The organism is Mycobacterium sp. ACS1612 (assembly GCF_001667505.1).
GTDB lineage: Bacteria > Actinomycetota > Actinomycetes > Mycobacteriales > Mycobacteriaceae > Mycobacterium.
In genome coordinates this window covers 100,463-123,844 of the sequence record NZ_LZHZ01000025.1, presented here as the reverse complement: position 1 = coordinate 123,844, position 23,382 = coordinate 100,463, and the positions used below count along the sequence as shown (strand labels likewise).

Annotated in this window: 21 protein-coding genes; 15 read left to right on the top strand and 6 right to left on the bottom strand. The window is 65.0% G+C overall.

Going from position 1 to position 23,382, the window contains the following annotated elements; all coding sequences use genetic code 11:
* Window positions 1-77: 77 nt before the first annotated feature.
* A complete protein-coding gene (locus A5724_RS10575) occupies window positions 78-599 on the bottom strand; it encodes a 2'-5' RNA ligase family protein (protein WP_067800420.1) in 522 nt (173 codons plus the stop codon).
* A gap of 3 nt (window positions 600-602) precedes the next feature.
* Window positions 603-878 (bottom strand): DUF1876 domain-containing protein, encoded by a 276-nt coding sequence (locus A5724_RS10570; protein WP_067800519.1) that lies wholly within the window; start codon window positions 876-878, stop codon window positions 603-605.
* A 96-nt stretch (window positions 879-974) separates the two neighbouring features.
* Here A5724_RS10570 and A5724_RS10565 point away from each other — a divergent pair, with 96 nt between their 5' ends.
* From A5724_RS10565 to A5724_RS10545, 5 genes are all read left to right on the top strand, one after another.
* A complete protein-coding gene (locus A5724_RS10565; protein ID WP_067800417.1) occupies window positions 975-1,682 on the top strand; it encodes an alpha/beta fold hydrolase in 708 nt (235 codons plus the stop codon).
* 79 nt (window positions 1,683-1,761) lie between these two features.
* Window positions 1,762-3,315, top strand: a complete 1,554-nt coding sequence (locus tag A5724_RS10560) for an arylsulfatase (protein ID WP_067800415.1) — start codon at window positions 1,762-1,764, stop codon at window positions 3,313-3,315.
* 37 nt (window positions 3,316-3,352) lie between these two features.
* Window positions 3,353-4,891: an arylsulfatase gene (locus A5724_RS10555; RefSeq protein ID WP_067800412.1), complete on the top strand. Its 1,539-nt coding sequence runs from the start codon at window positions 3,353-3,355 to the stop codon at window positions 4,889-4,891.
* Window positions 4,892-5,788: an HAD family phosphatase gene (locus A5724_RS10550; RefSeq protein ID WP_067800409.1), complete on the top strand. Its 897-nt coding sequence runs from the start codon at window positions 4,892-4,894 to the stop codon at window positions 5,786-5,788.
* The gene (locus A5724_RS10545; protein ID WP_067800407.1) at window positions 5,781-6,662 is read left to right on the top strand and encodes a formylglycine-generating enzyme family protein; all 882 of its coding nucleotides are present in this window, start codon (window positions 5,781-5,783) and stop codon (window positions 6,660-6,662) included. The genes A5724_RS10550 and A5724_RS10545 overlap by 8 nt, the downstream gene beginning before the upstream one ends.
* A gap of 11 nt (window positions 6,663-6,673) precedes the next feature.
* On the opposite strand, the gene A5724_RS10540 is transcribed toward A5724_RS10545, so the two are convergent.
* Entirely contained in the window at window positions 6,674-7,120 is a 447-nt protein-coding gene (locus A5724_RS10540; RefSeq protein ID WP_197518612.1) for an SRPBCC family protein, read from the bottom strand.
* A gap of 279 nt (window positions 7,121-7,399) precedes the next feature.
* Window positions 7,400-8,677, bottom strand: coding sequence for an erythromycin esterase family protein (locus A5724_RS10535; RefSeq protein ID WP_067800401.1), 1,278 nt, complete (start codon window positions 8,675-8,677; stop codon window positions 7,400-7,402).
* An 80-nt stretch (window positions 8,678-8,757) separates the two neighbouring features.
* Between A5724_RS10535 and A5724_RS10530 the strand changes: the two genes are divergently transcribed.
* The 7 genes from A5724_RS10530 (at window position 8,758) to A5724_RS10500 (ending at window position 16,474) form a co-directional block, all read left to right on the top strand.
* Entirely contained in the window at window positions 8,758-8,991 is a 234-nt protein-coding gene (locus A5724_RS10530; RefSeq protein ID WP_067800398.1) for a hypothetical protein, read from the top strand.
* 63 nt (window positions 8,992-9,054) lie between these two features.
* Entirely contained in the window at window positions 9,055-10,218 is a 1,164-nt protein-coding gene (locus A5724_RS10525; RefSeq protein WP_067800508.1) for a lanthionine synthetase LanC family protein, read from the top strand.
* 6 nt (window positions 10,219-10,224) lie between these two features.
* The gene (locus A5724_RS10520; protein WP_067800395.1) at window positions 10,225-11,190 is read left to right on the top strand and encodes a thiopeptide-type bacteriocin biosynthesis protein; all 966 of its coding nucleotides are present in this window, start codon (window positions 10,225-10,227) and stop codon (window positions 11,188-11,190) included.
* Window positions 11,183-13,573 carry a lantibiotic dehydratase gene (locus A5724_RS10515; RefSeq protein WP_067800392.1) on the top strand — a complete coding sequence of 797 codons (2,391 nt, stop codon included), beginning with the start codon at window positions 11,183-11,185 and terminating at the stop codon, window positions 13,571-13,573. Before A5724_RS10520 ends, A5724_RS10515 begins: the two co-directional genes overlap by 8 nt.
* 73 nt (window positions 13,574-13,646) lie before the next feature.
* The gene (locus A5724_RS10510) at window positions 13,647-14,417 is read left to right on the top strand and encodes an SDR family NAD(P)-dependent oxidoreductase (RefSeq protein WP_067800389.1); all 771 of its coding nucleotides are present in this window, start codon (window positions 13,647-13,649) and stop codon (window positions 14,415-14,417) included.
* Window positions 14,414-15,274 (top strand): SDR family oxidoreductase, encoded by an 861-nt coding sequence (locus A5724_RS10505; RefSeq protein ID WP_067800388.1) that lies wholly within the window; start codon window positions 14,414-14,416, stop codon window positions 15,272-15,274. Before A5724_RS10510 ends, A5724_RS10505 begins: the two co-directional genes overlap by 4 nt.
* A 9-nt stretch (window positions 15,275-15,283) precedes the next feature.
* Window positions 15,284-16,474 (top strand): AI-2E family transporter, encoded by a 1,191-nt coding sequence (locus tag A5724_RS10500; protein WP_067800384.1) that lies wholly within the window; start codon window positions 15,284-15,286, stop codon window positions 16,472-16,474.
* Here the strand turns inward: A5724_RS10500 and A5724_RS10495 are convergent.
* Both A5724_RS10495 and A5724_RS10490 read right to left on the bottom strand, forming a co-directional pair.
* Window positions 16,455-17,252 carry a dienelactone hydrolase family protein gene (locus tag A5724_RS10495; protein WP_067800381.1) on the bottom strand — a complete coding sequence of 266 codons (798 nt, stop codon included), beginning with the start codon at window positions 17,250-17,252 and terminating at the stop codon, window positions 16,455-16,457. The two genes, A5724_RS10500 and A5724_RS10495, sit on opposite strands and share 20 nt — an antisense overlap.
* An 8-nt stretch (window positions 17,253-17,260) precedes the next feature.
* On the bottom strand, window positions 17,261-17,938 hold the full coding sequence (locus tag A5724_RS10490) for a DUF4245 domain-containing protein (RefSeq protein ID WP_067800378.1): 678 nt from the start codon (window positions 17,936-17,938) through the stop codon (window positions 17,261-17,263).
* A gap of 56 nt (window positions 17,939-17,994) precedes the next feature.
* Between A5724_RS10490 and glpX the strand changes: the two genes are divergently transcribed.
* Genes glpX through A5724_RS10475 form a run of 3 tightly spaced genes read left to right on the top strand, consistent with a single transcriptional unit; the run spans window position 17,995 to window position 23,268 of the window.
* A complete protein-coding gene (glpX, locus tag A5724_RS10485; protein WP_067800375.1) occupies window positions 17,995-19,023 on the top strand; it encodes a class II fructose-bisphosphatase in 1,029 nt (342 codons plus the stop codon).
* Window positions 19,024-19,046: 23 nt separating this feature from the next.
* Window positions 19,047-20,471, top strand: coding sequence for a class II fumarate hydratase (locus A5724_RS10480; RefSeq protein ID WP_067800373.1), 1,425 nt, complete (start codon window positions 19,047-19,049; stop codon window positions 20,469-20,471).
* Window positions 20,472-20,523: 52 nt separating this feature from the next.
* Window positions 20,524-23,268: an AAA family ATPase gene (locus tag A5724_RS10475; protein WP_232004773.1), complete on the top strand. Its 2,745-nt coding sequence runs from the start codon at window positions 20,524-20,526 to the stop codon at window positions 23,266-23,268.
* Window positions 23,269-23,382 lie beyond the last annotated feature (114 nt).

Sequence of the window (23,382 nt, the reverse complement as noted above, 5' to 3'; positions counted from 1 at the left end):
CTCCGGTGTTGCGCGAACGTTCCTTACCGCTCGAAATTCGGGTGATTTTTCGAGCGGTAAGGAACGTTCGGCCCAAATCAGGGCAGGTTCGGCAACGGGCGCAACTCCCCCGTCGCGCTGTTCACCAGCGCGGCGCGATCCAACCGCGCCTGCAGCGGCAGCACATCCATGACCGTCGCCACGACCGGGGGCAATTGAGCCAGCGTTGCCCGCGGCGCCAACGAGCAGTGCGGCAGCCACACGCCCGGCCGGTAGTGCTTGTGCAGTTCCGCTCCGGTGCCGGTGACCGCCTCGACAACCCGCTGCTGGCGGGCCACGAAGTCCGCGCTCACCCCGGCCAGCAACCAGGTGCGTCCACGGCGGAACAGTCCGACGCCGTCGAAGCTGAGGTCGACGGCTTCACCGCGCAGCCCGGCCAGCGCGGCCGTCACCGCGGACAAGTCCCACTCACGCAGCACGGCATACGACACGTGCGGCACATGTCTGCCGTGGGTGTGCGAGCGCAGGCTGCCGACGCCCTGCTCCTCGACCCGGTCCCACAACGCCCGGACCGCCCGCTCGGAACGCCGGTCGAACAGCAGACAGACAGCCAGTGCCACCTGTCAGCGGTACAGGTGCACGGGTTGGTGGGTAGCCTGCTCGATCCGCGACGACGCACGCTGGAGCAATTCGGTGCCCAATGCAATCAGCCCGCGCGCCGCGGCGATCTCCTCACCGATCATGGGCTGGCTGCTGTCCTTCGGGTTGCGGAACGCGTCTCCCAAGGCGGTCACCGCCTCGTCACCGCACCGGGCGTGCACCGTCGCATGCGTGTGGGTCTCGTCCTCGTCGAAGTCGATCTCGACGCGCCACTTGTTGCTCAAATCCTTGTCATACATGGCCATCACCTTCCAACTACCAGGGTGCGCCCGATCCCGGCACTTCGCATCGAAACCGCACACGAGCCGGGATCGAGCGGGCATCGTTGTGCGGCGATGGCTCACTCGCGCTTCACCTCCAACGACGGCACCCGCATTCACTACCTGGACTCCGGTGGCCCCGACCACGGCGCGCCGATCGTCTTCGTCCCCGGTATGACCGACGTCGCCGACGACTACGTCGAGGTGCTGCCCCTGCTGGGCCGCCGCACGGTGGTGGTGGAGCTACGCGGCCACGGCAAAAGCGATGCGCCGGAAACGGGTTACGACCTCGCGGCGCTTCGTGACGACGTCGGCGCCGTGGTCGACGCGGTCACCGACGGGCCGGTGCACGTGATGACCTTCTCCCGCGGCACCACGTATGCGATCGCATGGGCGCTGGCGAACCCGGATCGCGTGCGGTCGCTGGCGATCGGCGACTACGTGCCTGCAGAGATCGTGTTGCCCGACGCGCACATCCACCGACTGCTCGACGGCCGGTGGCGCGGCACCCCGGTCTCCGACCGGCTCGACTACGACGCCGCCGTCAAAACCTTCCACGCCGCACAGAACCGGTCGTTCTGGGAGCCGCTGTCGGTGTTGCGGGTGCCGATGCTCGTGGTGCGCAGCCCGGATTTCCCATTGGTCGACGGCGCCGCCTGGCACCGGTACCAGCAGTTGTTTCCGTGGGCGGAGCTGCATGAGTTCACCGACTCGCCGCACGACATCTTCCGGCCCGACCGCGGCAGGTATCCAAAGTTGGTCCGCGAACTGATAAATCGCTGAGTCGTCGACCGAATCCGCCGTCGCAGCGCGCGCGAATCCCTAGGCTTCGACTCGGACGTCAATTGGTGAAGGAGCCGCCATGCCGAACGGAAAGCCGAATATCCTGGTCATCTGGGGCGACGACATCGGCATCAGCAATCTGAGTTGTTACAGCGACGGCCTGATGGGCTACCGGACGCCGAACATCGACCGTATCGCCGCGGAGGGCATGCGTTTCACCGACTCCTACGGCGAGCAGAGTTGCACTGCGGGCCGGGCGGCGTTCATCAGCGGGCAGAGCGTGTACCGCACCGGTATGAGCAAGGTGGGTGTACCGGGCGCCGACATCGGTTGGGCCGCCGAAGACCCCACGATCGCTGAGCTGCTCAAGCCACTGGGCTACGCGACCGGTCAGTTCGGCAAGAACCACTTCGGCGACATGAACAAATACCTGCCGACGGTGCACGGCTTCGATGAGTTCTTCGGCAACCTCTATCACCTCAATGCCGAGGAAGAGCCGGAGAGCTTCGACTACCCGCACGAGGACCGTTACCCGCGGCTGTATCAGCTGGCCAAACCCCGCGGCGTGCTCAAATGCACCGCCACCGAAGAGGTCTCGACCGAACCCGAAGATCCGAAATTCGGGCCGGTCGGCAGGCAGGTCATCGAGGACACTGGAGCGCTGAACACCAAGCGCATGGAGACCATCGACGACGAGGTCGCCGACGCCACCGTCGACTACATCAAGCGCCAGCACGCGGTTGGCAACCCGTTCTTCGTGTGGTGCAACTTCACTCACATGCACGTCTACACGCACACCAAACCGGAGAGCCGCGGACAAGCCGGCCTGTGGCAGTCGCCGTACCACGACACGATGATCGACCACGACCGCAACGTGGGCACGGTGCTCGACGTACTCGACGAGCTGGGTATCGCCGATGACACCATCGTCATCTACTCGACCGACAACGGCCCACACCGCAACACATGGCCCGATGCCGGCACCACCCCGTTTCGCAGCGAGAAAAACACCAACTGGGAAGGCGCCTTCCGGGTGCCGGAAATGATCCGCTGGCCCGGAAAAATCAAAGCGGGCACCGTCTCCAATGAGATCGTCCAGCATCACGACTGGTTGCCCACTCTGCTGGCCGCGGCCGGCGATGCAGACGTAAGCGAAAAGCTCAAGAACGGCTACAAAGTCAGGCTGCAGGGCGAAGAGAAGGAGTTCAAAGTCCATATCGACGGCTTCAATCTGTTGCCGTATCTGACGGGTGAGGTCGACCACAGCCCGCGACGCGGCTTCTTCTACTTCTCCGACGACGCGGATCTTGTGGCGATGCGGTTCGAGAATTGGAAGATCGTCTTCGCCGAACAGCGGTGCGAGGGCACGCTGCGGGTGTGGGCCGAGCCGTTCACGCCGCTGCGGGTGCCCAAGCTGTTCAACCTCCGCACCGATCCGTACGAATACGCCGACATCACGTCAAACACGTACTACGAGTGGCTGCTTCGCCACGACTTCTTCGTCTTCTATGCCACCGCGATGGCGACGAAGTTCCTCGAGACGTTCACGGAGTTCCCACCTCGCCATCCACCGGCCAGCTTCAGCGTCGACCAGGCAGTGGAGAAGCTCAAGGAATATCTGGCGAAGGACTAGTGACCAGCCACCTACAACTCTGGAAAGGGGTTGTGCTATGCCCAACGGTAAACCGAACATCCTGGTGATCTGGGGCGACGACATCGGCGTCTGGAATCTGAGCTGCTACAGCCGCGGCATGATGGGCTACTCCACTCCGAATATCGACCGAATCGCTAATGAGGGAATGCTTTTCACCGACTCCTATGGCGAACAGAGTTGCACCGCGGGCCGGTCTGCGTTCATCACCGGGCAAAGCGTCTACCGCACCGGGCTGTCCAAGGTCGGAATGCCAGGCGCCGACGCCGGCCTTCAGCCGGAAGATCCGACCATCGCCGACTGCCTCAAACCGTTGGGTTACGCCACAGGCCAATTCGGCAAGAACCACTTGGGTGACCTCAACAAATACCTGCCGACAGTGCACGGCTTCGACGAGTTCTTCGGCAACCTCTACCACCTCAACGCAGAAGAGGAGCCGGAACAGCCGGACTATCCCACAGCTGAAGAGGCCCCCCTCATGCGCGACGCCTTCCTACCGCGCGGAGTCATCCACTCCTGGGCTACCGAGGAGGACGACGACGAAGTACATGAGCGCTGGGGCCGCGTCGGTAAACAGCGCATCGAAGACACCGGTCCGCTGACCAAGAAGCGGATGGAGACCATCGATGACGAAACCACCGCCGCCTGCATCGACTTCATCAGGCGCCAGGTCGCAGCAGACACACCGTTTTTCGCGTGGATGAACACCACCCATATGCACTTCCGGACGCATACGAAGCCGGAAAGCGTCGGACAAGCCGGCCGCTGGCAGTCGCCGTACCACGACACGATGATCGACCACGACAAGCACGTCGGCCTACTACTCGACGCCGTCGATGAACTTGGCATCGCCGAGGACACGATCGTCATCTACAGCACCGATAATGGCCCGCACGCCAACAGCTGGCCGGACGGCGCTACTACACCGTTCCGCAGCGAGAAGAACACCAACTGGGAAGGCGCTTTCCGCATCCCGGAGATGATCCGCTGGCCGGGCAAGATCCCTGCCGGCGTGGTGTCGAACGAAATCATTCAACACCACGACTGGTTCCCGACCTTCCTGGCCGCGGCCGGAGAACCGGACATCATCGAGAAGTTGAAGAAGGGGCACCCGGTCGGCGACAAGACCTTTAAGGTTCATCTGGATGCCTACAACATCCTGCCGTACCTGACCGGCGAGGACGACAAGAGTCCACGTAGGGGCTTCATCTACTTCTCCGATGACGGGGACGTGCTCGGTCTGCGCTTCGACAATTGGAAAGTCGTGTTCATGGAGCAGCGGTGTGAGGGCACGCTCAAGATTTGGCAAGAGCCATTCACCCCACTGCGCGCGCCGAAGATCTTCAATCTGCGCACCGATCCGTTCGAGCGCGCCGACATCACGTCGAATACGTACTACGACTGGATGATCGATCGAATCTATATGGCGTTTTATGGCGGCGCGATCGTCACGCAGTTCCTGGAAACGTTCAAGGAGTTTCCGCCGCGGCAGGAGCCGGCGTCGTTCACCATCAATCACGCCGTGCAGAAACTGCACGAATTCCTCGCGAAGGATTAGATGCTCGAGTCATGGAACGAGGGGCCCACGAAGTCGGCGATCGTCGACTTCGTTGGTCGAATCACAACGCACGGCGGGCCGGATTACGTTGATCCACACCAGCGTGTCTCCGTGTTCGACAACGACGGCACGCTCTGGTGTGAAAAGCCGATGTACATCCAGCTCGACTTCTTGATCCGCCGGTTCGTCGAACAGGCAAGGGCCGACCCGCCGCTGCGGGACAGACAGCCGTACAAGGCGGCGTTCGAGGGTGACCTGAAGTGGTTCGGCGATGCGGTGACGAAGCACTACCAGGGCGACGACTCAGACGTCAAACCCCTTGTCGCAGCGATTCTCACCGCGCATCACGAAATCACGGTGGAAGAACACGCCAGCCGCGTCAGCGCGTTCTTCGAAGAAGCCATCCACCCGACCTTGAAGCGGCCGTACACGTCATGCGGATATCGCCCGATGGTCGAGTTGCTTCGCTATCTCGAGGCCAACGCGTTCACCAACTACATCGTGTCGGGCGGCGGCCGTGACTTCATGCGGCCGGTCACCAGTGCGCTGTACGGAATCCCACCAGAGCGAGTCGTCGGAAGTTCGGTCGGCCTGGACTATCGTGGCGGTGATCTCTATACGACCGCGCAGCCCGAATTCCTCGACGACGGCCCGATGAAGCCGGTGCGGCTGTGGAGCCGGATCGGGCGCAGACCGATACTCGCCGCGGGCAACTCGAACGGCGACGTCGAGATGCTGGAGTTCACCCGCGGGCTGCGCCTGCTTGTGTTGCATGATGATGCCAGTCGCGAATTCGACTACACCGCGGGCGCGGAGAAGGCGCTGGAACAGGCGACGAAGGACGACTGGACCGTGGTCAGCATGCGCGACGACTGGACGACGGTCTTCAGTGACTGACGATTTGGTGCGGATACCGGCGCAGACCGTCGCACTGGGGTCCGACGCGCACTATGCCGAGGAGGCGCCGGTTCGCGAGGTCAGCGCCGAAGGGTTCTCCATCCAGACCCACCAGGTGACCAACGCCGAGTTCGCCGAATTCGTCACGGCCACTGGATATGTCACCGTCGCCGAGCGGCCGCTGGACCCGGCCGACTATCCCGGCGCGCCCGCCGAGAATCTGCAACCGGGATCTATGGTGTTCACCCGCACCCGCGGCCCGGTCGATCTGCGGCACCTGAACCTGTGGTGGACGTGGACGCCCGGCGCGTCGTGGCGGCATCCGGTCGGGCCGAATTCCTCCATTGACAAGCGCGCCGATCATCCCGTCGTGCACGTCGCCTACGAGGACGCGGAGGCGTACGCAGCGTGGGCGGGACTCGCACTGCCGACCGAAGCGGAGTGGGAGACGGCGGCCCGCGGCGGCCTCGCAGGCGCGACGTATACCTGGGGCGACGAACCGGAGCAGCCCGGCCGGCCGCTGGCGAACTACTGGCACGGCGACTTCCCGTGGCGACCTGAGCGCGGCTACGGCCGCACCACACCCGTCGGCAGCTTCCCGCCCAACGGTTACGGGTTGGCCGATATGGCAGGCAACGTATGGGAGTGGACCACCGACTGGTACACCGACACCAGGTCAACCGATTCCTGTTGTGCGGCAGACAGTTACGATCCCCGCCAACCGCAGTTCCAGATCCCGCGCAGGGTCGTCAAGGGCGGCTCGTTCCTGTGCGCCGACAACTACTGTCTGCGCTACCGCCCCGCTGCGCGCAGGCCGCAACCGGTCGACACCGGCATGAGCCACATCGGCTTCCGCTGTGTCCAGCGCTCGTGATCGCGGCGAACTCAGACCTCGGCGGCCTTCTTGATCGCCGCCAGCGTCGCGGGGATACCGGTCCTGGCCGCTTCGGTGCGGCTCTGGATCTGCGCGGCGGCATCGGCGCCGTATCGCTCGCGGAAGCCGGCGATACCGGCGGGCAGAAACTCCCACGACTCGGTCAGCCGAGTGCCGTCACCTTCCGGCTCGAAGGTGTAACCCCAACGCGTCCAGCCATTGTTGACCTCCCATGCGAACTCGCGACCGGGTTCGGCCGCCACCACCTGGCAGCGCGTCTCCCATGTCCGCTCGGGCAGTTCATTGCGGCCGGTGAACCAGGCGCCGACGCGCGGGCCGTCACCGTCGTCCCACCAGCAGGCCCGGCATACCGGGCTCCACTCGCCCATCCTTGTCACATCCGACACCAACGCGTACAACTCGTCAGGCGGCACGGCCACGGAAATCGACTCGGACATCTGCAGATCGCTCACCCCACAAGTCTGCCCTACCGCTGGGCTGATGCTTGTGCAGGCACGTGCATATTCAGTAAATGCGCCGCCAGCCGTTCATCCCGAAACAGAGCCGTTGCCGGTTATTGTCGTCGACAATTTAAAGTGTGGTCAATAGCGCGACAAGCAAGATTAGGAAAGTAGCTGAAATCAAGCGTGGGCGACGCCACGAATGGACCCAGGCATGCGGCGTCACATATTACACGAAGGTGTTTCCGAATCAGGGGAACGCTTCATTTTTCCGACCTACCACGTCGCGCCGTGATCCCGGATGATTCCGGCGGGCGTTACTTCTCGGATCCACACCAGGACGTCGAATATTTCTGTGATGGGCTTCGGTGTCGTGAATTGTGAAGTATCAGCAGCAAGGCCCACCTCGCGTATCGCCAACGGCTGAAGCAGAGGATTCTCGCCGTTGCGCATCGCTCGTAAGTCGATGAAGCAGTCTCCGACGCCAGCCCGTTGAAGCAGCGCCTCGATACTGTCGGGCGGCGGCAGCTGCGCCGTCGCCGGCCGTAGCCGGCGAGTGTGGATGGCGCGATCCCCCGGCTCCCATGCATGGAAGCTCCCTGCGCCGAACGCCACACCGATCGCGCGGTAGTTGTGGGCTCCAGCCAGATGGCCGCCCGCCCTGGCCGACCACTTCGACACATGACCGTTATGGGCCCAGAACGCCACGCGATTGGGCTTCGTGATGGCCTGCTGCGCCGCGAGGTTCTCAGCCAGGCACCGATCCCGGTACTCCCAGGGCGCGGGATCTGTCGCCGAGATGGCCTTCAGGCGTTCGTACTCGCCCCACTGCTGGATGGTCCGAACCAACAGCTGATCGGCCGGGCTGATCGCCTGCTCCCGAAGGATGACTGAGGACACCGTCTTCGCCATCGCACTCCAGCGAGCAGCGCTCACACGGTGATCCTTGCTTTCTGCGGCGAGCTCTTGAACCGTCGCCAACGCCGTCGACAGCGGCATACCCGCACGCCGTCGCAACTCGTCGAGGACGCGTTCTGGGGGTGGACCGTCCATGTCGACGCCTCGGAGCATCACATCGCGTTCAGATGCGACCGCACCGAGCCAACCGAAAAGATCCTGTACCTCCTCATAGACCCACGGGTACACGAGGCGTACCTCCTCGCGAGGCAGGCCCCCACGCTCACCGAGGAATCGGTTCACCAGCTCGATGTGTCCGACCCCCCGCTCCCACGCCACGAGCATTCGGCCCGGCATGGCGGACATCTCCCGCACAATGGCACGTTTCAGGCGCAAAGACTGGCTGTCCCCATGCGTCGGCTCTCCCAGCCCGACCACCTCGACATCGCCGATCATCGCCAGCAGAGGACCCACCAGCGGCTCGCCGCCCTGCCACCGGAGTGGAGCTGTGTACTGCGTGATGTCGTCCATCGTTTGCAGAATAGAAGAGCGCGTGAAATGACCCAAGGTATACGACAGTGATGAAATATATGACTGCTGCGAAACAATTCCGATATTCGCCGTAATCGAATGCAAAATTTCACTCGCCAAAAGCATCTCGCCCGGCTTAATCTGTATGTCACACAGGAAACGTTTCTTGTGTACTCAACAGCCATTCTGAACGGGAGGGGAATATCATGGCTGACATCGATCTGGAACGTCGCCTTGCAGCGCTGGAAGTGAGGATTCTTGGGGTGGGCAACCTCGGCGCGTCGCGCGCTGCGGACGACACCAACGGCTGCACAAATTGTGACACGAATGGATGCACCAACTGTCGCGCGACAGACATGATGAACGTGCTGTTGCCCGGCGTGGACCGAGTGCTCACCAGCCGTGAGATCGCCAACATCGTCGCCAAGGCCGAGGGCTAGTCGCGCCGTCTGTCCCAGGAGCCAAGACTCGGCAACGGGTCTTGGCTCCCGGTGGTGGGAATCATGACCGAGCGCCAAGATCGGACGCTGGCTCTGGCAGTCGACCTACTGACCGAGTACGCCAACGACATCAAGCCGAGGAGTGGTAGCGGACAAGACGCCGGGCCGGCCATACTTGCCGCCACCTTGTGCAGCGTCGCCCCCGACGCCGAAGATCTATGCCTGCGGGCGCTGAAGCGGTGGCTCAACGACATGCCCGCTGTTTTCAGGGGCGTCGGCGCGTTCGGGGGGCTTGGCGGTCTCCTATCCGGACTGCGGGCGGTGACGGCGTTGACGGATGCGGTCGCCCCGGCCTACTCGGCGCTCTGTTCCCAGACACCCGAATGGCTCGCCCACGAACGTTGGCGGACCAACGATGTCTCCTGGCCGGACTACGACCTCTTCTTCGGCCCGGCCGGCGTCATACGCGCCGGGCTCTACCCCGGCGGTCCTACGGACATGGTCGCTCCCGCCTTACAACACCTCATCAGCATGGCCCTGACCGAGGAATTGGAAGCCTTCCGGGGCGGACCCGAGATCGATCAAAGGAGCGCGTTCAATATCGGCCGCGTCAACACGGGTCTTGGTCATGGGATTGCCGGAGTGGCAAGCGCACTCGCGCATGCCCTTCGCGGATCCGGTTACGAGAACGCACGTCCCGCCCTTCGCCGGATATGCGACTGGCTGGTCGCACAGACCTACACCGACGACATCGGCCTGATCACGTGGCCGCCGGTGGGTGGACTCGACCAGGAATCGTTCGGAACTCGTCGGCGACAAGCTTGGTGCTACGGCACTCCGGGGGTTTCGTGGACGCTATGGGAGGCCGCCGACTCGCTCGCCGACGACGCCATACGCGAACTGGCGGAGAACGCGATGACCAGCTTCATCGCCGTGTTCGACGAGAGCCTCCACCTTGACCGCGACGCCGGCGAGAATCTGGCGGTATGCCACGGCGCGGCAGGGATGCTCGCAATCGCCGACGCGTATGCGCGGTTCACCCTCGTGTCGTCGGCTGAGGCACTGCGCGACCATATGCTCGACTATTTGATCGATCACGCCGCAGAGCTTCGCGAGCACGGTCGGCACGACATGTCGTTACTCACCGGCGCCGGGGGCGTGGCCGCCGTCGCCTTGACCGCCACGGGCGCCGAACGGCAGTGGCTGCACCACATCGCCGTTCGCTGACCAGGCATGGGCACATCACAGGACATCGCCGTCGCGGACTTCGTTCGCTGTGTCGCACAACGCCTCGAGACTAGGGATGCGGCATGCCTGCCGCTCGGCCATACCGTCGAAGAGCTAGCCGATCTCTTCGTTCAAGGGGGCGTCGAAGCGCTCGATGCGGCCGCCAATGCACATCGCTGGGTGCAGCGCTCGATTCAGGTGAATCAGCCGGCCATGCAGCCATTGATGTCCGCCATTTCCGAGCTTGCAAATGCGCTGCTGCAAGAAGGGGTCGCCAAGAACTTCTTCTTCATGCGAAAGCCGCCCGGTCTGCGGCTGCGGTTTCAGGCCGCCACAGAACGAGCGGTCCTTGAACAACGCCTCACGCAAGAGGTCTCGGCTTGGCAATCGCGCGGGCTGGTGTGTGCCCACAAGCCCGCGGTATACGAGCCCGAGTACCAACTCTTCGGTGGCGTTCAATCCATGGACCATGTCCATGCCTTGTTCACGATCGACAGCTTGTTCTGGAGCACGTTCCTGGGAAGGTCGGACGGTGAAACGGGGAACACAGATGCATGGTCGCGATCGCTACGGCTGCTCCGCTCCGTCTTCGACGGCTTGGCGATTCTCGGTTGGGAGGATTTGGGCGTATGGGACGCGGTACTCGAAGACACCGGCCGTCGCTTGGCTCTCGATCTGGAGTGCACCGAAGGGTACCGCGATCTAGCCGCGCTCGTCCGTGAGGTGTGGACGGAATCAGCGCAAAGCCTTGGCACCGTCGACGCGCTCCAGCGAGCGTGCGCTGATCTCGCCCGGCAGCAGGGGGCCCGTTGGAGAACAGGCTATTTTGAATGTGCCGGTGCGCGTATCGGTCCTCGGCAGGGCGCCGCGTACTTCACAATCTTCCACTGGAACCGTGCCGGATTCTCCTCGATACAGCAAGGACTGGTGGCGGAGGCCCTGGCTACGCGGCGCGAGCGGGCCGATGGTTGACCGCGAAGATTGGCTGATCGCCCGCGTCAGCGGGGTTCCGGCGGCCTGGTGGATCGACGGAGGTAGCCCCGAGATCTTCGCCCTCGCAGGACATCTCGAGGCAGTCGAATCGTCGTTACGACAGATCGGACCAGTAGTGGCCGAGACGGTCGGTGAACGGCTGGTGCCCAACGACGACGTCAGCGGCGAAGAGCGAAGACAGATGCTGGCCATCCGCCGCCGGCTCCATGGTGGCAGAAGCGTCGAGGCCAGCATACTGAACGGCGCGGCGTCCCTCGCGCGCAATCAGGGCGAGCCAGTCTTGGCGGCACAGCTGGAAAGGTGTGCCGAGTTGACCGCCGAGGCAACTCGCATGAACCACGAACTCGATCGCGACATCGAGTCCGAGCGCAATCGGCTCCTCAAGATCCCGGCCCGGATTGCGTCTGAGTCGCTCTGCGGTTTCGCACTTCTCGGTTGCGTCGAGCTGCCCCGTGAGTGCACTCTGAACAAAAGGAGTTGGCGACGATTCGTTCGTTGTTGGGACCTTGTCGGTCGAGCGGCGGTTGTCTCAACGCCTCGGGGCTGGTTCAGCCACATTGCAGTACTTCGTCCACGCGACAGCTCAGATCCGCCCCGAGTCGGAACCGGCGCAGGAGTGTGCTGGACCGAAAGTGTCCGCGAGGTTCGACGAATGCTCACGCACGCGTCGACTGTCGACGAGTTCTCGCGTCTCGCCGTCGGGACGAATCCTTTGTCGTGGACGGAGGAAGAACATCGCTACGCCCTTGTTCTCGATCAGTTTGATGAGCCGTCATGCGTAGTCCTCCGCGAGACGGAATTCCTCTCCACGTTGTTGCGGGCCACCACACGGCCAGTGACCCTGACCGAGCTCTTCGCGCGCCTGGACATCACGGACGAGGCAGAGCGGCGGTCATTCGGCGAGTACGTCGGTCAGCTGCTTCGCACCGGCATCCTGCAGGGGTGCGCATCACCGCTGAGGTCGATTCGTCGAGCCGACATGGGCAGGAAGGTGACCCCGGCCGACGACCCGGTCGCTCAGCCGAAGGGGTGGGTTGACGTGTATCGCGATGGCTCACCGGGCGTTTCGAAGCAGATGGTGGTGGGCCTGCGCGAACGGACACAAGCGGCACTGCGGTTTTTGGCCGCGGTGTCGACGCCGTGGCGCGACGGATTCCGGGGCACGGCAGAACGTTGGACAGTCGTCGACGTGTTGAAAGCGATGCTGGCCAGATCTGTCAACCAGCAGGACCCGGCCACCGAAGATGACCTGTCCCCTTCCCCACCCGCCACTCCACAAGCAGCCGAACTCGCCAATTTCCTTGCGTCTCAACCGCCCAACGCCGATGTCATCAACATTCCGAGTGAGCTGATCGGTGCGTTTGCATCCGACACGGGCAACGGAACTTGGCCTGTTGACTGCCTGCTTCGGGTGCCCGACACCTCGGTGGCCGGCCATGGCCCCGCTCTCGTCGAGATATGGCCGGCCGGAACAATCGACTCGCGGTTCGCAGATGGCTCGCGCGAGCTGGGCGGCGCGTTGCCCGGTGAAGCCGCGTATCGAGATTTCCTTCGCCGAATCGAGGATCTCACAGATGTGCAATTCGTTGAGATCACGGTCCCCCCGCTCTCCGACGCAGCCGACAACGCGGTCCGCCGTCCTGCCTACACGTCAGCGTGGACGGGCGATCCAGCAGCGGCAACCTACTTCCCGTCCGACGCGGCGCCTCTTGAGTACATCCCATTGCGCGACATCGAACTCTTGCGGCGGCCTGATGGCTACCGATGTTGCTTCAATGGGCGTCAACTCTGGCCGTGCTACCACGCCACCAGAACGTTTTCGCCGCCATGGGACAACGTCGCGCATGCACTTCTGATGGCTTCACCACTGGCCTTCCCAAAACGGTTCCGCCGCCCGGACATACTTCTGAGGGAGCTTTGGGGCCGAAACACAATGCCGCGTGTCGTGCTTGACGGAGACCTTGTCTTGAGCCCGGCACGCTGGGACCTTTGCGGCTCCACTCTCTGGGAGCCTGGCGCACCACTGCGGGAGCGCCTTCGGGCACTCTGCCGCACTCGTGAGCATGTCGGCTTGCCGCGATGGGTCTTCGTCAGCGACCCTGGAGAACGAACTCGCATCGGGGTGGATCTGGAAAGCCTCAGTGCGCTCGAGCAGATCGATGCTCTGCTCAAGCACCAGAGGTCCCTGATAGTGACGGAGATGCTTCCGGCGCCAACTGAGCTCTTGATGGGTGACGACACTTATCCATCGAATTCGGTCGCCTCCGAACTTGTCGTTCGGTTCCCGCCTGATGAGGAGTTGGGTCCCCTCGCCGGCCAGATCGCCGACAGGCTCGCACCGTGGCTGCATACGGCTGAATAGCCCCTATTGCACTTTCGACTCGCGAATGTGAAATTAGAACGCGTTCTACTTCACTGTCGAAGGGCAAACTCCGGTGAGCAACGGGGATCAGCGGATCGCGGTCGTGGTCGGCGGCGCCTCCGGGATCGGCTTGGCGACGGCGCAGGCGCTGGCCGCCCAGGGCGACGGGGTGACCATCGCCGATCGCAATGCCGACGGGGCGCAGGCCCGCGCCGCCGAACTCGGCCAGCGGGCGGCAACCGTCGACGTCACCGATGAGGAATCCGTGCAACGGCTCTTCGAGCAGACCGGCCCGGTGGATGTCGTCGTCAACTGCGCGGGCTACTCCAACGTCGGCCTGATCACCGACATGCCCGTCGACCAGTTCCGCGATGTCGTCGACGTATGTCTCACCGGCGCGTTCATCGTCGCCAAGCACGCGGGCCGCACCCTACGTGCCGGCGGCGTGCTGGTCTCGATCAGCTCACTCAACGCTCGTCAGCCCGCGGCGGGCATGAGCGCCTACTGCGCGGCCAAGGCGGGGTTGTCGATGCTGACCCAGGTGGCCGCGCTGGAACTGGGCCGCAAGGGGATCCGCGTCAACGCCGTCGCACCGGGTTTCGTCCACACGCCGCTGACCGAACCCGCCGCCGCGGTGCCTGGCGTCGTCGACGAATACCTGGAGAACACCGCGCTCGGCCGCGCAGGCACACCCGAGGACATCGCCAACGCCGTGCTGTACCTGTGCTCGCCTGGCGCGTCGTGGTTGACCGGCGAGGTGCTCGACCTCAACGGCGGCGCGCACCTGAAACGCTATCCGGACATCCTCGGCCATGTCATGAAACTGGCGGAGCCGCCGCGATGAGCCTCTCGGGCGAAGAGCCAAAAGCCAAGCGTTTCAAGGACAAAACCGCCATCGTCACCGGCGCGGGCTCCGGTATCGGCGCTGCGCTGTGCCGGGCCCTCGTCGGTGCGGGCGCGACAGTCGTCTGCACCGACATCGACGCCGACGCCGCCGACCGGACCGCCGCGGCGCTCGGCGCCAACGCCACCGGGGCCCGACTCGACGTCACCGACGCGGCGGCGGTGCAACGGACCGTGGACGAGGTCGTCGACCGCGCGGGCCGACTGGACCTGATGTTCAACAACGCGGGCATCGTGTGGGGCGGCGACACCGAACTGCTGACGCTGGATCAGTGGAACGCGATCATCGACGTCAACCTGCGCGGCGTCGTACACGGCGTGGCCGCGGCCTACCCGCTGATGGTGCAGCAGGGCCACGGCCACATCGTCAACACCGCGTCCATGGCGGGCCTGACCGCGGCGGGCCAGATCACCAGTTACGTCGCCACCAAACACGCCGTCGTCGGACTGTCGTTGGCGTTGCGCTCGGAAGCGGCTTCCCGCGGGGTCGGCGTCCTCGTGGTGTGCCCGTCCGCCGTGGAGACCCCAATTCTGGACAAAGGCGCGGTCGGCGGGTTCGTCGGTCGCGACTATTTCCTTCAGGGCCAGGGCGTGAAGACCGCCTACGCCCCCGACCGGTTGGCGAACGACACCCTGCACGCCATCGAGAAGAACAAAGCCATTCTGGTGAAACCGCGACTGGCACATGCCCAATGGTTGTTCGCCCGTCTCGCACCGACTCTGATGAACCGGGTGTCGATCGGCTTCATCGAAAAGCAGCGCGCGAGCCAGGCCACAGGACGTTCCCAGCTAAGCTAGCGTCACAGCATGGACACCGAGTTCACGCTGACACAGAAGCGTGCACTGGCCGTCGCGACCGTGATCGCGCTTGCTTTCGGCGCCTACTTCCTGCGCGGCTATTTCATTCTCATCGTCGTGGCGGCGGTCGCGGCCTACCTGTTCACGCCGTTGTACGACCGGTTGAACAAGCGGTTCGGATCGGGGCTTTCGGCTACGTTGACACTGCTGGCCGCCATCGCCGCGGTCGTCGTGCCGATGGGCCTGTTCGTGATGCTGGCCGTCGTTCAGATCACCAACATGGTCGAGAAGGTGGCGGACTGGGTCGGCAGAACCGATCTGTCGGCCATCGGCGACCAGGCACTGCGCTTCGTCAACGACCTGTTGCACCGCGTGCCGTTCATCAACGTGACGGTCACCACGGAGTCGCTGCACGGTTCGATGGCCACCGCCGCCCAGAAGGTCGGCGAATGGCTGCTCGGCCTGTTGCAAGGCGCGGCTGGCAGCGTGTTCGGCGCCGTGACCGCGGCCATCCTGTTTCTCTATGTGTTCCTGTCGCTGTTGACCAATCGCGACAAGGTGCTGCTGTTGATCCGGCGCCTGAACCCGCTCGGCGAGGACATCACCGACCTCTACATGTCGAAGATGGGCGCAATGGTGAAGGGCACCGTGATGGGGCAGTTCGTCATCGCCGTCTGCCAAGGTGTCGCAGGTGCAGCATCCATCTACATCGCCGGTTTCCACCAGGGCTTCTTCTTGTTCGCGGTGTTGTTGTCGGCGTTGTCGGTGATTCCGCTCGGCAGCGGCATCGTCACCATCCCGTTCGGAATCGGAATGATCCTGTTCGGCAACGTATTCGGCGGCATCTTCGTGATCGTGTTCCACCTCATTGTGGTGACCAACATCGACAACTTCCTACGACCGATCCTGGTGCCGCGCGCCGCCCGATTGGACTCTGCGCTGATGCTGCTGGCGGTGTTCTCCGGCATCGCGATGTTCGGCGCATGGGGCATCGTGATCGGTCCGGTGCTGATGATCGTGATCGTCACCACCATCAGCGTCTACCTAGCGGTGTACAAGGGCGTGCCCATGGCAACGCCCGACGAAGACGACGAAAAACCAAGGAAGCGTAGGCTTCCCGGCTGGCTTCCCGGCTGGCTTCCCGGCTGGTTCAGCCGCCTCAAGGGTAAGCCCGCGAAGGCTAAACCAGCCTCTCGGTGAGGAACTGCACCACCCGCTTACGGGCCTCATAAGCCGGGTGCCCGTCGCGCTCGCGCACCTCCAGCGTCAGCACCGAGTGGGCCATTTTGGCGAACCCGTGTGGGTTGCCCTTCTTGGAATCGACCTCGATGACCTCGAACGCATCACCAAGGCGAGCCTTCAGCGTCTTGAATCGCTCACCCGGCGACAGCGGGTCTTCACTGAATCGCAGACCCAACGCGCACAGGCCCTCGTCGGCGGCACGCTTTTCGATGACCTTCAGTTCACCCTCGGACAGACCAGGGTCACGTCTCATCTTGGGCGTCAGGGAAATCGGCGCCGACGGCTGGCTCATCACCGGCGCCAACACACTGTCGTCCACCGCGGCAGCCAGTGCGAAGCCGCCCGTGAAGCACTGCCCGATGACGCCGACGCCCTTGCCAGGCGTCTTCTCGTTGAGGTCACGCGCGAGCGCGCGCAGGTAGTGCGCCACCGGGCGGTCGGCATTGAGCGCGAAACCCGCGAATTCCTTTGAAACACAGGTGCGCATGATCACCGGGACCATGCCCGGTCTGACGGCCGCAGCACCCGGAGTGCCGAACAGTGACGGGCATGCGACGGTGAAACCGTTGTCCACCAAGTGATTGCCCAGACCGATGACTTCGGGTGTCATCCCCGGCAGTTCGGGGATGAGCACCACACCGGGGCCCTCACCCTTGCGGTAGACGTCGTGTGTGTACCCGGCGGCGGAAAACGGCGCGACGGTCCATGCGGTCAGATCACCTCGCGGCGCGGTCATCGAGTCCCCTATTTGACGGCAAGCGGCGATGCGGTCTGCGTCGCCGCCGCCAGCGTACGGTACTCGTCGGTACCCGCGGCACCTGTTATGGCGATCTGCGCCGGGCCGCCGGGGCCGGTGAGACGGGTGGTCCACACCGGCTCGGCAGGCTTTCCGTCCGCGGCCGTGCCCTCGTACACCACCCAGGTCACCCCGTCGACGTCCTGGCTGCCGGTCGGATACACGTCGGCGTCCAGCGAAGAGATCAACTTGTCCTCGTCGGCGTTGCTCTGCGTCAGGCTGACGTACATCCCGCTGGGCGCGAGGTAGCCGACAGTGGAACTGACGGCGCGCGTCTGCTGGCGTGAGACCGGGTCTGTGCGACCTCCCTCGATGCCCTTGCGACTGCCAGAGTTGGCGTGCCAGTCCTCGGGCAGTTGCGGCAGCCGGATCGGGATTTTCAGCGTGTCGGCATCGGCCTGCAACGCGGCCGGGGCGTCGTAGTCCGGGGCAGGCCCTTTGCCGGGCCCGTTGGGGGCGAACGAGCACATGCCGAGCACACCCGCCAGCACGATGCAGGCGATCACCAGCGGCGCGATCGACCAGAACATGTCCCGGCCGTCCTGCAGGATCCGCGGCTTCTCGGGTTTGGGAGCCGGAGTCGCCTGGCCGGCGACGTCGGGCGGGGGTACTGCTTGTCCACTCATCACCGCCAGTATCCCAGCTGCCAATCGGCGACCGGTTAATGGGAGAATCTGCACTCATGAGCCCCTCCCGCGGAGAAGCCCCCGATCGCAACCTCGCCCTCGAATTGGTCCGCGTCACCGAGGCGGGCGCCATGGCCGCCGGCCGTTGGGTAGGCCGCGGCGACAAGGAAGGCGGCGACGGCGCGGCCGTCGATGCCATGCGTGAGCTGGTGAATTCCGTCTCGATGCGCGGCGTCGTGGTGATCGGCGAAGGCGAGAAGGACAACGCGCCGATGCTCTACAACGGCGAGGAGGTCGGCAACGGCGACGGGCCCGAGTGCGACTTCGCCGTCGACCCCATCGACGGCACGACGCTGATGAGCAAGGGCATCAACAACGCGATCTCGGTGCTGGCGGTTTCCGAACGCGGCACCATGTACGACCCGTCAGCGGTGTTCTACATGAACAAGATCGCCGTCGGGCCTGACGCCGTCGACGCCATCGACATCACCGCGCCGATCGGCGAGAACATCCGCCGGGTGGCCAAGGCCAAGAGCGTGTCGGTGTCCGACCTGACCGTGTGCATCCTGGACCGGCCGCGGCACGAGCGGTTGATCGCCGACGTGCGGGAGGCAGGCGCCCGATGCCGGCTGATCTCCGACGGCGACGTCGCGGGCGCGATCTCGGCGTGCAGGCCCAACACGAGCACCGACATCCTCGTCGGGATCGGCGGCACGCCGGAGGGCATCATCGCCGCCGCGGCCATCCGCTGCATGGGCGGCGCGATCCAGGGTCAGTTGGCGCCCAAGGATGACGACGAACGGCAGAAGGCACTCGACCGCGGCCACGACCTGGACAAGGTCCTGTTCACCGAGGACCTGGTGTCCGGGGACAACGTATTCTTCTGCGCCACCGGCGTCACCGACGGTGACCTGCTCAAGGGCGTGCACTACTACGGCGGCGGCTGCACCACCCAGTCGATCGTGATGCGCTCCAAATCGGGCACCGTGCGAATGATCGAGGCCTACCACCGGTTGTCGAAGCTCAACGAATACTCCGCCATCGACTTCACCGGCGACTCGAACGCCGTCTACCCGCTCCCCTGACCCCGCTGAAGAAAAGGAACCGAATGAGCGTCGACAACGACAGCCAGACCGGGACTGAGTACCGCATCGAGCACGACACCATGGGCGAAGTCCGGGTGCCCGTCGCCGCGCTGTGGCGCGCGCAGACCCAGCGAGCTGTCGAGAACTTCCCGATCTCCGGCCGCGGACTGGAACGCACTCAGATCCGCGCGCTCGGTCTACTCAAAGGCGCTTGCGCGCAAGTGAACAAGGACCTGGGGCTGCTGGCGCCCGAGAAGGCCGACGCGATCATCGCCGCCGCCGCTGAGATCGCCGACGGCCTGCATGACGATCAGTTCCCCATCGACGTGTTCCAGACCGGTTCTGGCACCAGCTCGAACATGAACACCAACGAGGTGATCGCGGGCATCGCCGCCCGCAACGGCGTGACGGTGCACCCCAACGACGACGTCAACATGTCACAGTCGTCCAACGACACCTTCCCCACCGCCACCCACATTGCGGCGACGGAAGCCGCTGTGCGGCAGTTGATTCCGGCTCTCGAGGTGCTGCACGAGTCGCTGGCAGGCAAGGCGCGGCAGTGGCGGACGGTGGTGAAGTCCGGCCGCACGCACCTGATGGACGCGGTGCCCGTGACGCTCGGCCAGGAATTCTCCGGCTATGCCCGCCAGGTCGAAGCGGGCATCGAAAGAGTGCGCGCGACGCTGCCCAGACTCGGCGAACTCGCCATCGGCGGCACGGCCGTCGGCACCGGCCTGAACGCACCCGACGACTTCGACGTGCGGGTGGTCGCGGTGCTCACCGAGCAGACCGGCGTTGCCGAATTACGGGTGGCCACAAACCATTTCGAGGCGCAGGCGGCTCGTGACGGCCTGGTCGAGGCGTCGGGTGCGCTGCGCACCATCGCCGTATCGCTGACCAAGATCGCCAACGACATCCGGTGGATGGGCTCGGGCCCGCTGACCGGTCTCGGCGAGATCCAGCTGCCTGATCTGCAGCCAGGTAGCTCGATCATGCCCGGCAAGGTGAATCCGGTGATTCCCGAGGCGGTTACGCAGGTCGCCGCCCAGGTGGTCGGCAACGACGCGGCGATCGCGTTCGGTGGCGCGTCCGGCGCCTTCGAACTCAACGTGTACATCCCGATGATGGCCCGCAACCTGCTCGAATCGTTCAAGATCCTGACCAACGCATCCCGGTTGTTCGCCGAGCGCTGCATCGACGGATTGGTGGCCAACGAGGAGCGGTTGCGCGAACTCGCCGAATCCTCACCGTCGATCGTCACCCCGCTGAACTCGGCCATCGGTTACGAGGAGGCGGCCGCGGTCGCCAAGCAGGCGCTCAAGGAGAAGAAGACCATCCGCCAGACGGTGATCGACCGGGGCTTGATCGGCGACAAGCTGTCGCTGGAGGAACTGGATCGTCGACTCGACGTGCTGCAGATGGCCAAGGTCAAGCCGGGCGACGACTAACAGCGCCCAATCGCCCGCGGGCAGCTAACATTCGTCGAGGATGACCGCGGGCATGGCGAACCGTCCCGCCGAGCAGCGTGCTCTCGGCGAGTTTCTTGATGCCGCCGCCAGCACACCGTCGGCGCTGCTGGTCGACGGCGAGGCCGGGATAGGCAAGACCACGCTGCTGCGGGCCGCGATGGCCAGTGCGCGCAACCGCGGCTTCCGTGTGCTGTCGGCGCGGGCGGTGCAAGCCGAGTCCGTGCGCGCGTACGCCACCCTCGGCGACCTGCTGGCCGACGTCGACCCCGACATGTGGGCCGATCTGCCCGCTCCTCAGCGGGTCGCGATCGACCGGGTGCTGGCATCCGACGTCACCACCGACGGCAACGTGGTCGTCACCGACCACCGAGCGGTGGCCGCCGCGTTCCTGTCGGTGGTGGAATTGCTCGCCCACGACGGCCCGTTGCTGCTCGCGATCGACGACCTGCAATGGCTGGACCCGTCGACCGTGCACGTGCTCGGATACGCGGCCCGCCGACTGTCCGATCCGGTGGGCCTGCTGGCCACCGTCAGAACCGAACCGGGCACCGGCGGAACCACGTCATGGCTGCAGCTGCCGCGGCCAGATGCGGTCCTGCGAATCACCGTGCATCCGCTGTCCGGTCGGGCGCTGGAAACCGTGGTGCGCGACGAGCTCGGTCGCCCGGCGCCGCGCGCGGTGATGACGCGCATCAGCCAGATGTCTGCCGGGAATCCCTTCTACGCGGTCGAATTGGCGCGCGCTTTCGTCGACAACACCGGTGAGGTGCTACCCGGCACGCTGGCCGATCTGGTGCACACCAGGGTCAGCGGGCTGGACCCGGCGGCACATGAGGTGCTGCTGGCCGCCGCATGCATGGCCGCACCCACCGTCGAGGTGGTGGGCGCGGCGACCGCCGTGGACCCGGACCGGCTGATCGAACTGCTCGAGACCTCCGAACAGCACGGCGTCGTCGCGATCGAGGGTAACCGGATCCGGTTCGCCCATCCGTTGCTGGCCAGCGGCGTGTACGCGGCGGCCTCACCGCAGAAACGCCGAGACATGCACCGGCGCGTCGCGGGCGTCGTCGACGAAATGGAGCTGCGGGCACGGCATCTCGCGTTGGGATCGGCCACGGGTGATCCCGAGACCCTGGACGCACTGGACAACGCCGCAGCCGCCGCTCACGCCCGCGGCGCACCGGCCGCAGCGGCCGAACTGCTCGAGCTGGCGATCGGGCTCGGAGGCGACACCCCGCAGCGACGAGTTCAGTTGGCGGGGCACTGTTTCGACGCGGGGGATCCGGCACGCGCCCGGGCCCTGCTGGAGCGAGCGATCAGCAGCATGGAACCGGGCCCGGTCCGTGCCCACGCGCTGTATGCGCTGGCGGTCGTGCGGTTCATCGACGACGGCTACCTCGAGGCGTCGGAATTACTGCGGCAGGCACTCGAGGAGGACGTGCCCGGCGGCCCCGCACAGGTCCGGATGGCGACCACGCTGGCCTACGCGCTGTTCATGACCGGCGAACCCGAGGCCGCGTGGGGTCGCGCGCAGGAAGCGGTGGCCCTCGCCGAAAAGGTCGGCGTCTCTGGACTTCTCAGCGAGGCGCTGGGCGTCCGCGCGACGATCCAGTTCTTCGTCGGCGGCGGCATCGACGAACCAAGCCTGCGCCGGGCGCTCGAATCAGAAGACCACGACGCGTTCGCCCCCATCATGCTTCGGCCCAGCGTCGAACATGCACTGATCCTCGCGTGCACCGGTGATCTCGATACCTCCTATGAGTTGCTGCGGACGATCGAACGGCGGTGCACCGACAAGGGCGAGGAAGGCGAACTCATCTTCGTCGACTTCTACGTCGTGGTGAACAGGATCTGGCGCGGCGATTTCGCCGCGGCCACCCGGTTGGCCGCGGACGTGACGGAGTTGGCGCGGCAACTCGGTGCGGAGTTCCCGACCATGTTGAGTCTTGTGCTGCGCGCATGGTTGGCGGTTTATGCAGGCGCCGAAGACGACGCCCGCCTTGCCGTCGCCGAGGCGATCGACGCGTGCAAGCGCAGCGGCACCGCGTGGCACGAGGACTGGACGCTGACCGCCCTGGGTCTGCTCGAGGTGTCGCTCGGCAACTACGGTGCCGCGGTCGACGCCTTGGCGCCGCTGCTGTCGCGACATGTGCCGGTCTCCACCGAGATAAACGCCGCGTCGTTCTTGCCCGATATGGTGCAGGCGCTGACCGCGTTGGGCCGTGTCGACGAGGCCGAACCGCTCGTCGACGCGCTCGAACGCAACGGCCGCAGGCTCGACCGGCCGTGGATGCTTGCCGTCGGTGCGCGTGCCAGGGCCATGGTTCTGGCCGCCCGCGGTGATCTGGACGCGGCAGTGCAGAGCACGCACGCCGCGATGACCGAACATGACCGGCTGCCCATGCCGTTCGAGCGCGCCAGAACGCAGTTGCTGCTCGGCCAACTGCTACGTCGCCAGCGGTCGGAAGCCGACGCCGTGCTGCGCGAGGCACTGGCCGCATTCGAGAAGCTGGGCACCACGCTGTGGGCGGACCGCGCCCGCGCCGAACTCGCAGGCGCCAAGCCACGGACCGGCACCCGGGAAGGGCTGTCACCAACCGAGCAGCGGGTCGCCGAACTCGCCGCGACAGGAATGACGAACCGCGACGTGGCGACCGAACTGTTCATCAGCGCGAAGACGGTCGAGGCCACCCTTGCCCGCGTATACCGCAAGCTCGGCATCCGCTCGCGGGCCGAACTCGGCAGGCACATGCAATCGATTCGCGACACCGGGTGAACACACCTTTGCGGAGGTTGCCAGGCCGAGGCTTTCAACCTAGTTGAGCGAAAGCGTGGACCGATGCGCGGTTAGCTGGAATCCTTCTAATGTGCCAGGGGGCGTTGGCGTGCA